This is a genomic window from Agaribacter marinus, from assembly GCF_030160655.1.
GTDB lineage: Bacteria > Pseudomonadota > Gammaproteobacteria > Enterobacterales > Alteromonadaceae > Glaciecola > Glaciecola marina.
On record NZ_BSOT01000012.1, the window covers coordinates 1 to 13,155 of the forward strand.

General features: G+C 40.1%; 12 protein-coding genes. 10 read left to right on the forward strand and 2 right to left on the reverse strand.

Annotated features, from left to right (window positions below; translation table 11 throughout):
• Positions 1 to 86: 86 nt before the first annotated feature.
• Positions 87 to 710 carry an SGNH/GDSL hydrolase family protein gene (locus QQK00_RS18035; RefSeq protein ID WP_284219082.1) on the reverse strand — a complete coding sequence of 208 codons (624 nt, stop codon included), beginning with the start codon at positions 708 to 710 and terminating at the stop codon, positions 87 to 89.
• A 227-nt stretch (positions 711 to 937) separates the two neighbouring features.
• Between QQK00_RS18035 and QQK00_RS18040 the strand changes: the two genes are divergently transcribed.
• The 3 genes from QQK00_RS18040 to QQK00_RS18050 all read left to right on the forward strand — a co-directional run bounded on the left by QQK00_RS18040 (position 938) and on the right by QQK00_RS18050 (position 3,424).
• On the forward strand, positions 938 to 1,531 hold the full coding sequence (locus QQK00_RS18040; protein WP_284219083.1) for a sugar O-acetyltransferase: 594 nt from the start codon (positions 938 to 940) through the stop codon (positions 1,529 to 1,531).
• A gap of 45 nt (positions 1,532 to 1,576) precedes the next feature.
• The gene (locus tag QQK00_RS18045; RefSeq protein WP_284219084.1) at positions 1,577 to 2,119 is read left to right on the forward strand and encodes a DUF1569 domain-containing protein; all 543 of its coding nucleotides are present in this window, start codon (positions 1,577 to 1,579) and stop codon (positions 2,117 to 2,119) included.
• A 99-nt stretch (positions 2,120 to 2,218) separates the two neighbouring features.
• Positions 2,219 to 3,424, forward strand: a complete 1,206-nt coding sequence (locus tag QQK00_RS18050; RefSeq protein WP_284219085.1) for an ABC transporter substrate-binding protein — start codon at positions 2,219 to 2,221, stop codon at positions 3,422 to 3,424.
• A 49-nt stretch (positions 3,425 to 3,473) separates the two neighbouring features.
• Here the strand turns inward: QQK00_RS18050 and QQK00_RS18055 are convergent, their stop codons facing one another.
• Positions 3,474 to 5,768 (reverse strand): CRTAC1 family protein, encoded by a 2,295-nt coding sequence (locus tag QQK00_RS18055; protein ID WP_284219086.1) that lies wholly within the window; start codon positions 5,766 to 5,768, stop codon positions 3,474 to 3,476.
• A 216-nt stretch (positions 5,769 to 5,984) separates the two neighbouring features.
• Between QQK00_RS18055 and QQK00_RS18060 the strand changes: the two genes are divergently transcribed.
• The 7 genes from QQK00_RS18060 (at position 5,985) to QQK00_RS18090 (ending at position 13,101) form a co-directional block, all read left to right on the forward strand.
• Positions 5,985 to 6,545 carry a hypothetical protein gene (locus QQK00_RS18060; protein ID WP_284219087.1) on the forward strand — a complete coding sequence of 187 codons (561 nt, stop codon included), beginning with the start codon at positions 5,985 to 5,987 and terminating at the stop codon, positions 6,543 to 6,545.
• Positions 6,546 to 6,575: 30 nt separating this feature from the next.
• On the forward strand, positions 6,576 to 6,944 hold the full coding sequence (locus tag QQK00_RS18065) for a VOC family protein (protein WP_284219088.1): 369 nt from the start codon (positions 6,576 to 6,578) through the stop codon (positions 6,942 to 6,944).
• Between the two features lie 200 nt (positions 6,945 to 7,144).
• Positions 7,145 to 7,651, forward strand: coding sequence for a hypothetical protein (locus QQK00_RS18070; RefSeq protein WP_284219089.1), 507 nt, complete (start codon positions 7,145 to 7,147; stop codon positions 7,649 to 7,651).
• 31 nt (positions 7,652 to 7,682) lie between these two features.
• Positions 7,683 to 8,027, forward strand: a complete 345-nt coding sequence (locus QQK00_RS18075; RefSeq protein ID WP_284219090.1) for a DUF1428 domain-containing protein — start codon at positions 7,683 to 7,685, stop codon at positions 8,025 to 8,027.
• Between the two features lie 101 nt (positions 8,028 to 8,128).
• Positions 8,129 to 8,968, forward strand: a complete 840-nt coding sequence (locus tag QQK00_RS18080) for a DUF2797 domain-containing protein (protein WP_284219091.1) — start codon at positions 8,129 to 8,131, stop codon at positions 8,966 to 8,968.
• Positions 8,969 to 9,107: 139 nt separating this feature from the next.
• Entirely contained in the window at positions 9,108 to 11,969 is a 2,862-nt protein-coding gene (locus tag QQK00_RS18085; protein WP_284219092.1) for a M16 family metallopeptidase, read from the forward strand.
• A gap of 232 nt (positions 11,970 to 12,201) precedes the next feature.
• Entirely contained in the window at positions 12,202 to 13,101 is a 900-nt protein-coding gene (locus QQK00_RS18090) for a hypothetical protein (protein ID WP_284219093.1), read from the forward strand.
• Positions 13,102 to 13,155: the final 54 nt, after the last annotated feature.

Sequence of the window (13,155 nt, forward strand, 5' to 3'; positions counted from 1 at the left end):
TCCTAGACTAATCTCTAGTATTTAAAAGATTCGAAAAAGCCAGCGTTTGCTGGCTTTTTTATTTTTTCGAATAAACTACATGAAAACTACGCCGAAAATATTTTAATAATCTTATTTGTAAGCTCATTGCCTAACTTATCATGCGCGTCAACATCCCAATGAATACCGTCTATCGATGATGATCCTATAAATGCTGCTGCGTTAAAATATTCGCATGACAGTTCTTTTGCATTTTGCTTATAGAACTTCGGAAAGTCTGCAGATTTAGCACTACCGCCTTTTAACATATTCGCGTAATACCCGGTTTCAATTATCTTTGGTGGTGTAACAATTAAAACCTTCGTTTTTTTACCGCCACAACCGCGAAAGTTAAGTGCTTCTTCCGCTAACACTCTAACACCATACGCAATGTCGTATGCATTTAACGCAAACCTTGCTTTAAGATCATTCGTTCCTAGCGTGAGTATTAATAAGTCTGGTTGATGAGATTCAAGGCATGGGTGAAGATAAGTTAAGCCATTTTTATATTTTTCGAATGGGTCATCATGAATGGTTGTGCGGCCTGACTGCCCCTCTACTATGACTTCGTATTGATTATTTAAGTTGTCCGCTAAGATGCCTGTCCAGCGCATCTCTGTGGGGTAACGTTGATCTTTGCCGGGAACCGCGCCCCAGGTATTTGAGTCACCATAACAAAGTATTGTTTTCATAGATTCTGTTTACCAACGGGTTTTTGTCACAGCATAGCAAAGCTAAAAATACTTGCGAATGACCTACTTTACTTAGATTGGCCAACCTTACACTGGTAATTGAAAATGATACAGTAATGGTTAATATAAGTTGAAGAACTTGTGCTATAAATTACTGTCTACAACTGCACGAATAGTTATTCAATTGCGAAGTAGTTTGCAAAAAACTTTAATAGACATAAATTACTATGAATGAAGCGCTAAAAAACTGTTTAAATGGAAGGCTCTTTAATACATCAGATCCTGAAATAATGGATATGATCCATAATGCTAGGGCACTCACGCGTGAATACAATGCATTAAGTAGCAAAGATATTGATTCAAAACAAGCTATCTTAGCGTCGCTATTTGGTAGTATTGGTGAGAATGTGAGTATCGATACGCCTTTTTATTGTGACTATGGTAAACATATTTCTTTAGGCAGTAACGTCATTATTAATATCAATTGTACTTTTGTTGACTGCAATAAAATTGCTATTGGGAGTAACGTGCTCATTGCGTCAAATGTGCAAATTTATACTGCAACGCATCCGGTATCAGCGAACGAACGCTTAGTCGAGAATTGGAAGCAAGGGGATGAATCACCTTATTTTCGTACCTATGCTAAACCTGTGACGATAGGTGACGATGTTTGGATTGGAGGAGGTGTCATTATTTTACCTGGCGTTAATATAGGTAACGGCGCGGTAATAGGTGCTGGCAGCGTGGTAACTAAGGATGTCCCCGCTCACCATATTGCCTTTGGTAATCCAGCAAGAGTAAGCAGAAAAATTGATGATTAGCGAGTATGCTTGTTGGCCCATCGGTCTTTTAGCTATAGGGCTGAAATGAATAGACGTAAATTTGTTGTTGGTGCTGTTGCGAGTACTTGTGTCGCCACAACTGCAGGTGTTGGCTGGGTGTCCGTCGACGTTGGCAAATCGCCGTTGACGATATCTGCTGTACTTGGACAATTAGACAATATGCGGGTAAAGCAACTGACTACCGTAGGTGAATGGAGTTTATCGAAGATATTGAATCATTGTGCGCAAAGTGTTGAATATTCAATGTTCGGGTTTCCAAAACATAAATCTGATTTATTTAAAAAGACATTAGGTAGTTTGGCATTCTCGGCATTTGTTGCAAAAAATAAAATGCGACATGATTTGGCTGATGAAATTCCTGGTGCACCTTTGCTAGCGTCTAAATCCGATTTAAACGCCGCCTATGATCGCTTCGGGCGATCTTTGAGAGACTTCTCATCCCACCGTGGTCTTTTGTATGAACATTTTGCTTTCGGGGGTCTTTCAAAAACAGAATATGAGCAAGCGCATGCAATGCATTTCTTTAATCATTTAGAAGAAATTAGGTTTAAGGCAAACCCTTTGTGACCCGATAACAACAATAAGGTTTTACATTTACAATGAACAAAAATATTCCTATCCCGAGAGTAATGTTTAATGGTTAATCGATGTTTAGGATTGGTATTCGTGATTAACACGATGCTACGACAACTATTATTGTTGCTTATGCTATTGATAACTTGCTCGTTTAATTCGTTATCGGTAGCTGTTGCAGCCGAAACGTTTGAAAGTTTAGAAGACCGCCCAAAGGTTCTATTCATATATCCAGCTGAGAAGGGGTTTCCGTTTTGGGATTCTCAGGTGGATTTTGCTCAAGCATTATGTGACGTATTGGGGTTTGAACTTGAGGTAGTATATTCTCCTAGGCAATATCGCAACCGTTTTGCTGCCGACATTTTTATAAAAGATATTGTTGAAGACAACGAAAATAAACCCGCATTAGTTATTAGTTCATTCTGGGTCGGTTCAGAGGAGCTAGTACTCGATTTTTTAGAAGAACAAAAAATTCACGCTATCACAATTAACTCTGATATTACGCCAAAACAATTTAACAAACTTGGTTACCCTCGCGAGAATTACCCGCACTGGCTAGCGCATTTGTCACCCAACGACACCTTAGCAGGACAACAATTAGGAGAAGCCGTTTTACATGAGTCACGTTTGCAAAAATGTCCTCAGCTAAATTGCCAAGTTAATATTTTTGGGATCACTGGTCTTCGATATTCGGCCGTAAGTGAGCAGCGTGCCAAAGGCTTACGTGAAGCTATAAAAAAAGATGCCAAAAGTAAATTACTTAACTTAGTTTATGGTAAGTGGGATGGGGACGTTGTTAAAGATATGACAGAAACCATTCTACATCGGCACAAAGACTTAGATGCGTTTTGGGTCGCAAGTGACATCATGGCTTATGGTATTTATGAAAAACTTAAAGAGCTTGATATTACCTTGCCAGAGAATACTGTTGTTGGCAGCATGGATTGGTCTCCGGCGAGTGTAAATCTGATCAAAGAAGGTAAAATGGCGGTGAATTTAGGCGGCCATTTCATGGAGGCAGGTTGGGCTATCCTGCTGTATTATGACTACCTTAACAATAAAGATTTTTTGGACGAGACTGGTCCAGTTATAAAAACTCAAATGAGTATTTTGAACAAAGGCAATGTGGAACAAATTGGTCGTTTTTTGGCGAATCCAATATGGTCAAAAAAAATCCTCAAAAGCTACAGTAAGTATCTCAACCCAGCGCGTGAAACATACAATTTAAATCCTCGTGAAATCATTTTCGATCAGTTAAATGTACAAGACGAAGCTTCTGAAATAGATAGTACGCGATAAAAAAGGCAGCCACACGAGGCTGCCTTCAAGCTAATTCTCGCGTGTATACTTAGTTGCTTGTTGAGTAAATATTATTTGCGCTTAAGTCATTTAACACAAGTTTTTCACCATTGCGCCATTTTACTTCTATTCGTTTGATAGACGTTTCCTTACCTAAACCAAAATGTACTTTACTTAGCATACTTTGTGAGAACGACTCTCCCGCTGAACCGACACGTTTTTGATATGCCTTGCCAGTAGCTGTGACCACTTTGACAACCGCCGAGTAGGCGTCTATTTGGGCTTTGGGGCTATAATCCACATCAACCAAAACGTAGTTATTTTCGTTTTCAGTTGTGTTCTTATAAAGGTACCAATGCCCTTCTTCTTCGCTGCCATTCAGCAGGTCTAGTTTGCCATCTAGATCAAAATCAAAGGCTTGCCCCATATCACCATGTCCGGGATCATTTGCATAATATGCACCATGTTGCGTTGTCATTTCAAAGCTGTTCTCGCCAGTATTAATAAGCACCAAATCTGCAATACGTTGCTTCAGAAATCCATAGCGATACAAGAAAAGATCTTCATGACCATCATTGTTTAGGTCGCCATGCGTTACACCCCAATGGTCTCCTCCCGGTGGGATATTCCAATCATCTGAGACGTCTACAAGGTGATCGCCTTTATTAAGTAACAAAACATCTTTTTCATTGCGGTAGTTAGGTTTCCAATCATAGTCGACGCTTTTTAGGCCAGTTAACGAAAAAGAAATGCCCCAAAATACATTCTGATTTCGTACCCATTCAGCTTTCCATTTCCCATCACCCAAATACCCAATATACATACCATTGGTTTCACGTTTTTCTGGCCACCCTTTGGCATCATTAGGTGCAATTTTTAAGAATCTGTCTGCTTTTTTCATTTCTTCTGGACGTTGACGAGGCTGGAAACCTTTAGCATTTACCACTTTTCTATCTTTGTTTTCACCTAAGAAAATTGCCCAACCTCCATCATACAAGCGGTAGACCAATTCCATATCAGACAACTCGATTTCGCCGTCAGCTGAAAAATTGATAAGTGTTTTTCCAGTTTCACCATCGTCTCGCACATCCAGTTTTTGATTTATTGGATTAAAATCAATGGATTTGCGGGAGAGTTGATAATGCGTTTTACCTCGAGCAAAGTAAAAATCAACAAGCCCATCGTTGTTAACGTCAAGGTTAGCCGCATTAATAATACTGGTTTGCCCTTTAATATGTTCAGGTAACCACTGCTCTGATACATCTTCAAATTTCCAATTCCCTTTATTTATCCATATCGCAGCAGGAGAGAAAATCAAAAAATCATCTTTACCGTCGTGATTAATGTCTGTGACCAATGTGCGCTCAGCGTATGCGTCTTCAAGACCGTCAATGTGCCTATTTTTGAATTTACCATTGCCTACGTTTTCATAGAATATTTGGATTGGGCCATCGTATTTTGGTCTTTGTGCATTGAACAGCGCGATGTCTAAATCACCATCTAAGTCGATGTCAACCCAGCGAGGACTTCTGCCTCTTGCCGGTACTGTAATGCCAGCGTCTTTTGACACGTTAGTAAACTCGCCATTGTCATTGCGAAATAACTCGTATGAGGTCGGGTTAGTGCCACTTCCGCCACCCAGTCCGACCAATAAGTCTAAATCGCCGTCACGGTCGTAGTCACCAAAGCTTGAACCATGCAAGTCTCTTGGGCTTGGAAACATACGTTTAATGGAAACCTTACCATTATTATTCGTGACTATCTGTGTAGGCACGTGATTATGGTTGTTTAGGGCAAAGTCATAATCGCCATCTTGATCATAGTCGGCAATAGCAGGTCCGCCATATTTATATGTTTCTTCCGTCTCAAAGCCAATATCTTTTGATATATCGTTAAATTGAGGCAACGATAAGCCACTGATGTCTTCAAATTTTGCACTATTAATCGTGATATTGTTGCTGCGACCAGAGAAGCGCAAGGTGTATTTGCCAATTGCTTCAAAGGGCACCAATACATTCAGCGTATGCTCCCCGGCACTTGGAATATCGATATTATTCACCAATAGTTGCTCATTAGCGTATAGGCTTAAGCTACCGTAGTGTTTATCAACATTAAGGTTGATGATCAATTTTTTTAATATCGAACCACTTACGACAAAATCCATAGTGTGACTTTGTTGACTGTTAATGAGTACAGGATTGCTAATCAACGTTTGAGCGGCAGTTATCGTATTGCTTGTGTCAGTATGACTGTTTGAAATGCTTGTATTGTTGCAGCCAGCTATCGCCAAGAAAGATAGTGAGGCATAAGAATAAAGATGTTTTTTTAGCAAACGTTTATTCATTTATAATATATCCCTGATAGTTATAGACTTTTCAACTTCAAATTTATCTACCTATTTGAATAGCCGATTACCGAGCCTACTTACATTGTTTACAATTAACTATATGTTAACGGATGTAAAACAAAGATGATAACATTAAGATGGAGTAGGTTATAACTTTTGAGTTTATATATGAATAAAAGTATTTTTATATGAATGCGGAGAAGGGGGAGCGTTTTGTTAACTATTGTTGTTTCTGATATTTTTGGTAAAACGCCTGCACTTGAACGCCTTTCTTATCAGATTCAAAAAAATGTCGTCATTTTTGACCCTTATGATAGCAAACTGATGGACTTCAAAACAGAAAAAGTCGCCTACGCGTTTTTTACTGAGCAAGTGGGTTTAGGGTTATATACGGAACAGTTAAAGGCGTTTATAGCGGCTCAAGTTGATCCTATCCATTTAATTGGTTTTAGTGTTGGTGCTTCTGCTATTTGGAATCTTTCAGCTTATGATGAGTTCGACAGTATAAAAATGGCGAGTTGCTACTATGGGTCTCAAATCCGACGGAATGCCGCGATTGAGCCCGTGTTTCCTATGGAATTGATTTTTCCTACAATGGAAAAACACTTCTCTATCAATGAGGTAATCGAGAGGCTTTCGCAATCGCCAAACCTTGTATTGCGGCAAACACAATATTACCACGGGTTTATGAACGAACTATCAGTCAATTTTGACCGTCAAGCGTATAAAAGTGAAATTAAGTTACTGTCAGAGTATGCTTATAAGAATTGTTAACATGCCATTGACGGCTATAAGGAGATCACTATGCATCAACATCATCATATCAACTATGTCGAATTTCATACCCGAGATATCGCCGCCAACCGTAAGTTCTTTGAGGCGGTCTTTTCATGGTCGTTTACGGAATATGGGCCAGATTATCTCGCGTTCAAAGGCTCAGGTATTGAAGGGGGCTTTTTCAAGAGTGATAAGCATAATGATGCTAAGAATGGTGGGGCGTTGGTCGTCATCTTAAGTGACGATCTTGAAGCTTCTCAGCAGGCCGTTGAGAGCAATGGCGGTAAAGTCATCGTCCCCATTTTTAGTTTTCCTGGTGGAAGACGGTTCCATTTTTCTGATCCAAACAATAATGAATGGGCGGTATGGTCTCTTGTGGACGATGGTACACATTAAACTCCGTATCTATTGCGAGTGTTTATACGTTTGCATTACTTAAAGACAACCATCATCAATAAATTAAGCTTTAATAAGCTTTGTGGTTAATATAATGTAAATACCAACAACTAATTCTGATTTTGAGCGTGCCTCATGCAGTAGTCGTCGTGAATTTAGTTTTTATACTTTATCTACATGAGCTGACAAAGGAGCGCGCCATGAGTTTTTTTAATAAAGTAACTGAGTTCTTAACGGGTGGATTCGGCAGTAAAATTGTCGACAAGGTATTAAAACAATTCCCTGATCGTCTTTCTGACGCTGAAAAAGCACAAATCCAGGCAGCAATCATTGATGCTTCGCGTGAACATGAAATGAAGCTTTTGCAGTTTGCCAAAGAGCAAGAAGAAGAATTTAATCAGCGTATCATCGAAATGGAGGGTACTGCAAAAGACCTTGCTCAATTTGGGTGGTTGGGTCGGATTATCATTTTTCTGCGTGGTGCTCAGCGCCCAATTTGGGGGTATAGCGTGTTGTGGATTGATTTCATGGTTTTCAGCGGTAAATGGGAATTGCATGAAATGTCGAAAACGATTGGTAATAATGTCGTAGGGTCTAATATTGAGTCGGCATTTTGGGTAATTAACCTATTGGTACTTGGCTTCTTGTTTGGTGAACGTGCAATGAAGAATGTATTGCCTCTTTTTAAGGGCTTGAATACTAAATAACGTAAACTCAGGATAAGCGAAAGGGGTGAGTATGTATTTGGATATTTATGTTGTACCGGTAAAACGTGAGAACAAAGAAAAGTATATTGAGTTTGCCCTGTTTGCTGCGGATATTATTAAGCAGCATGGTGCCTTGTCAGTCAAAGAAGCGTGGGAAGATGATGTACCCGATGGCGAATTAACGTCTATTCCTATGGCCGTAAAAAAAGAAGATGATGAAGCAGTGGTCGTCGGTTCGATCGAATGGACATCAAAAGATATTCGAGATAAAGGTTGGGAAAAAATTATGTCAGATGAAGCCTTATCCAGCAAAGATATGCCATTTGATGGAAAACGTATGATATTTGGTGGATTTTCAAACATTGTTGACGCTTGAACACACGGCATAAAAAGCTATTTGTGATACTTAGCTTGCTCGCATTGTTTCCTGCATTATAATCATGGCACAATTTGAGGCGACTGTAGTTAGGAGTGGGAATGCCCAATTTTGAAGGGGGCGTGCGAAAGATGCACGTTGCTGCAAACGATGAAGGCGATGTGGAATATATTCTGCCAATTGGTGAGCATCGTGTGGGCTTAAACGCATTGTTAGGCAAAGTGATAACGATTAGGTCGTTAAAACAAATCCATTGCGTTCATTGTGGCCGAAAAACCAACAAGAGTTTTAGTCAAGGCTACTGTTTTCCGTGTATGCGTAGCTTGGCTCAATGTGATACATGCATCATAAAACCTGAAAAATGTCATTATGAAGAAGGGACATGTCGTGAACCGCAGTGGGGTGAAGATAATTGTTTGCAAGACCATTTTGTATATCTCGCCAATACTGGTGCAGTAAAGGTTGGGATTACGCGACATGTATCAGAGGGAGTGTCTTCTCGGTGGATTGACCAAGGAGCAACCCAAGCGATGGCCATTTATCGTGTTAAAAATCGCAAAATGAGCGGCTTAGTCGAAACGGCGATTGCTAAACATATTTCTGATAAAACGAATTGGCGTACTATGCTAAAAGGTGACTACGCATCAATCAATTTGAAAGACACTTGGCAGTCACTAAAGCCGCTTGTTAGCTTAGAGATTGACTCTATAGTTAACGCCTTTGGCGCCGATAGTCTAACAGAGTTGAGTAGTGAACCAGTTGAAATTGGGTTTCCGGTACAGCAACACCCTATTAAAATTAAATCTGTTAACCTTGACAAAGTTGAAGAAATACAAGGAACCTTGCTAGGCATTAAAGGTCAGTATTTGATGTTTGACGGTGACCGCGTATTTAATGTAAGAAATGCCTCTGGCTACAGTATTAACCTCGCGCATGATTAATGGTTTGCCATCTTTAACGCGAATAGTCATTAACGCTATATATCACATTACATTACATTGCATTGCCCCATTCACACCATAGTGTATTGGGGTTTCTAATCAAAGCTTCTTAGATGGAAGCACTACCAAGGATAGTTATATGAGAAAAACCTTGCTACGTTCTATGGTTTTTTTACCTGTGAGTATTGCCTTACTTTCCTGCACATCTAGCCACGTAAAGACAATACCTGATGAGGTAGATGCGTCCTCTGAAAGCGCAAATACTGCGCCGTTTGTTGGCCGTATTCCATTGGCGCCAGAAATTGTAAAAGGCGAATTGTCCAATGGTATAAAGTACATTATTCGTCAAAATGCTAAGCCTGAGAAGCGAGCAGAGATAAGGCTTGTCATAAATGCTGGGTCAATATTGGAAGACGAGTCCCAATTGGGTTTTGCACATTTTGCTGAGCATATGGCGTTCAATGGCACGGAAGACTTCAAGAAACAAGAGATTGTTGAATACGTTGAATCTATAGGTATGCGATTTGGCGCGCATTTAAATGCCTATACTTCCTTTGACGAGACTGTATATCAACTACAACTGCCCACAGATGATCCAAAAACACTAGAAACAGGCATTCATATTTTAGAAAACTGGGCGCATAAAATTACGTTTGACGCAGGTGAAATTGACAAAGAGCGGGGTGTGGTTATTGAAGAAATGCGCACTAGACAAGGCGCCAACAATCGCATCATGCACAAGCAACTCCCGGTGTTGTATCCAGATTCACAATATGCGAAAAGATTGCCTATCGGCACACAAGACATTCTGGCAAACGGTAAACATGAAGATCTCATTCGCTTTTACAAAGATTGGTATAGACCTGACTTAATGTCTTTGGTGGCAGTGGGCGATTTTAATGTAGACGAAGTGGAAGTGTTATTTGATAAATACTTCTCAAAAATTCAAGGTCCTACAAATCCTAAGCCAAGAATAGAATACGGTATTACTGACAACGTTGAGCCTTTGGTCAGCATAGAAACCGACCCTGAGTTAGTGCGCACTATCGTTTCTGTTAGCACCAAGCACCCTGCATTTGAACCTGCTACATATGCAGAACAACGTCAAGCACTAGTGCATCAATTGTTTATTGGGATGCTTAACAATCGTTACGCAGAATTAGTATTAAAGCCAGAATCTCCAATGATTGGTGGAGGGGCAAACTTCAACCGTTCTTTTGGTGATAAGAGTATGTTTTCTGTGGGCGCGGCGGCCAAGCCGGGGCAAGTCAAAGAATCCTTAGCGGTGCTGCTAACTGAAATAAATAGAAGCGTTGAATTTGGTTTTAGTGAATCAGAGTTTTTACGTCAAAAGGCAGGCATTCAAAACAGATATTCGCAAGCCGCTAAAGAGGCTGCAAAAATAGAGTCGGCGCGCTTTACAAATGAGTACGTTAGGCACTTTACACGCGATGAGGTAATACCTGGCATTGTGCATGAAGATGAAATAACCCAACATTTCTTGCCAACGATTACTTTAGACGAAGTGAATCAAATGGGGAAAAAGTGGTTAACCCAAAAAAATCGGCTTATATCTATTTCTGCGCCAGATTCTCAGCAAGCAAGTTTGCCCAACGAAAGTGATGTTTTTGCTATTTGGCGAGCTGTTGATGCGAAAACACTTACTGCATATGAAGAAGTCGAGATTGCAGATAGCCTAATGGAAGAGTTGCCAATACCTGGCAAGGTTGTATCGAAAGAATATATTGAATCAATAGATTCGCACATTTGGACGCTAAGCAACGGTGCAAAAGTAGTGCTTAAACAAACAGATTTTAAAGAAGATTCGATTGTATTTTCAGCTAGGTCTCAAGGTGGTACTTCACTGTTGGAAGATGATGAAGCCAAACAAACATTTATGGCTAGTACCGTTGCCAACGTTATGGGCGTCGGTGATTTTAGTGTGATTGATTTTGGCAAGTTCATGCAAGGGAAATCATTTAGGTTAAATGCGAACATTGCGGGTAGGCATCAAGAGCTAAAAGGTGAGAGCGCCGTAAAAGACCTCGAATACTTTATGCAGGTATTGCATTTAAGCTTTCAAACACCGCGTAAAGATCAAGAGGCTTTTGATACATTAATTGCAAGAGCTGCACCGTACTATGACAATTTGTTAATTAGTCCTCAAAGTGTGTTTAACGAAGCAATGCGAAAAGCATCATATGGAGATGAACCGAGGTCGTTTCAAATGACCGGTGAGGTTGTGAAAGGGATGGATTTTGAAAAATCCCTAGCGTTCTTCGACGAACGCTTTTCAAATGCGTCAAATTTCAACTTCATTTTTGTGGGAAATATTGATTTTGTGCAAATGGAACAGTTGTTAGCACAATATGTGGCAAGTTTACCTAGCGAAGATGAACGTGAAACATGGGTTAAAAGGCCTGATAGACGAAAAAAAGGCGAATTATCGCTTACTGTTAAAAAAGGCTTAGAACCAAAAGCCAATGTGGTGATGAAGTTGTTTGGTGAAAAAACATGGTCGCATCGAGAAGCGGCTAAGTTTAAATCGCTTGAAGGTGTACTTAAGACCATATTAAGAGAGCGTATCCGTGAAGAGAAAAGTGGTGTTTACGGCGTCGGTGTTGGCGGGGGACTATCTAGAGAGGACGATAAGTACTCGTTGAGTATTTCTTTTAGTTGCGACCCAGCACGAGTGGATGAGCTTATAGCTGAAATCAAGCAGGTATTTGACGAAATTAAGGCCTCGCCTGTCGCCGCAAAATATGTCGAAAATTACGTATCGCAACAACTAAAATCTCGCGAAGTCGCAAAAAAGCGAAACGGGTTTTGGTTGAATCATCTGACCTGGTTAGTTGAACCGGGTAATATTCCTCAAAGCATTGAAGAGTATGATGTTCTTTTACAAGAAATGTCGCCAGAATTGGTGCAAGAAACAGCGCAATACGTCCTTGATTTTGAAGACAGTATAACCGCCATTTTGCTACCTGAAACGACGGAGTAAACGAGGCATCTAATACTGCAGGTACAAGTCATTACATAGGCTTGTACCTAGCTACCTTCAACCTAAACGACTATGTAATTGCTGAGGCGCCTCAGCAATAAACAGAGATTTAAATGCAAGAACACTCAATACATAATGTAACCTCAGAATATTTCTAAAAGAAATATTGGGCTAGGCAGTAGGCCTAGATAAGCGTTAATGTTTGGTCTATATAGTAAGATGTTAGGTTTTTATGAGAATACCCACTGAATCGTATGAGAAGATCTATCAGGATTACTCTGACGCGTTGGAGTGGATGAAAAAAATCGGGGTTAAATTTAGTTCAGGAAGAACAAATCATTATGAGAAAGTGGTTAGACGCTGGAAGGATGAATACACACTAGTTTCAGGAGAGCGAGGCAAAGTGGGTTTTGCTGATTTTGTTAGTTCGATGTTCGAAGTACATGACTTCATTGACATCTACAACGCATTTCGTGATGCTCCATATTCCGAGTTAACTCAACTTGTCGACAAGCTACAAAAAGGTATTTACGGCCCGATAAATGCTTCCAATGAAAAGCCAAACTCAACTGTTGCTAGAAACTTTTTGTTCGAGGCGACTGTTGCTGCTAAATTCCATCACCCCCAAATAGGTGTCGAAACAATATTGAATGCTACCTCAGATACCGGAATAAAAATCGGTAAAAAGAAACTATGGGTAGAGTGTAAGAGGGTGTCTACTGCTGGAAAAATAGAAGCAAATGTAAAAAAAGCTTCTAGCCAATTGGAGACTGTAATAAGAAGACAAAAAGGCTCAGGGCATCGTGGAATCGTTGCATTGGATGTAACAAAGATATTCTATCCAGACGACAATGTCTATGTGTCCAATACTGACTCAGAGTTAATCACTTCTATAGATCGAAAGATGGATTCCTTTATTCGGAATTATTCTGAAATATGGCAAGATTTGTATAGGCGAAGAGATAAAAAGATTATCGGTACGATCGTTCGCTTTTCGTACATGGCAACCTCAGAGTCGAGAAACCTCTTAGTGCGCGCGTCTCAATGGGGAATGAACCCACGGAGAGATATTTCTCTGAGCGATGAAAATATTCAGAAAGCTCTAGCGTCATATTTGAAGAGTGAAATATGATGTTAGAGCAGAATCTATAAGACGGTATCTTGCCGGGTTGTTGTTTGCCGAATT

Excerpts from the sequence above, each read along its gene's own strand:
- QQK00_RS18035 (WP_284219082.1), bottom strand. The coding sequence starts at position 710 with ATGAAAACAATACTTTGTTATGGTGACTCAAATACCTGGGGCGCGGTT.
- QQK00_RS18040 (WP_284219083.1), top strand. The coding sequence starts at position 938 with ATGAATGAAGCGCTAAAAAACTGTTTAAATGGAAGGCTCTTTAATACA.
- QQK00_RS18045 (WP_284219084.1), top strand. The coding sequence starts at position 1,577 with ATGAATAGACGTAAATTTGTTGTTGGTGCTGTTGCGAGTACTTGTGTC.
- QQK00_RS18055 (WP_284219086.1), bottom strand. The coding sequence starts at position 5,768 with ATGAATAAACGTTTGCTAAAAAAACATCTTTATTCTTATGCCTCACTA.
- QQK00_RS18065 (WP_284219088.1), top strand. The coding sequence starts at position 6,576 with ATGCATCAACATCATCATATCAACTATGTCGAATTTCATACCCGAGAT.
- QQK00_RS18070 (WP_284219089.1), top strand. The coding sequence starts at position 7,145 with ATGAGTTTTTTTAATAAAGTAACTGAGTTCTTAACGGGTGGATTCGGC.
- QQK00_RS18075 (WP_284219090.1), top strand. The coding sequence starts at position 7,683 with ATGTATTTGGATATTTATGTTGTACCGGTAAAACGTGAGAACAAAGAA.
- QQK00_RS18080 (WP_284219091.1), top strand. The coding sequence starts at position 8,129 with ATGCCCAATTTTGAAGGGGGCGTGCGAAAGATGCACGTTGCTGCAAAC.
- QQK00_RS18085 (WP_284219092.1), top strand. The coding sequence starts at position 9,108 with ATGAGAAAAACCTTGCTACGTTCTATGGTTTTTTTACCTGTGAGTATT.
- QQK00_RS18090 (WP_284219093.1), top strand. The coding sequence starts at position 12,202 with ATGAGAATACCCACTGAATCGTATGAGAAGATCTATCAGGATTACTCT.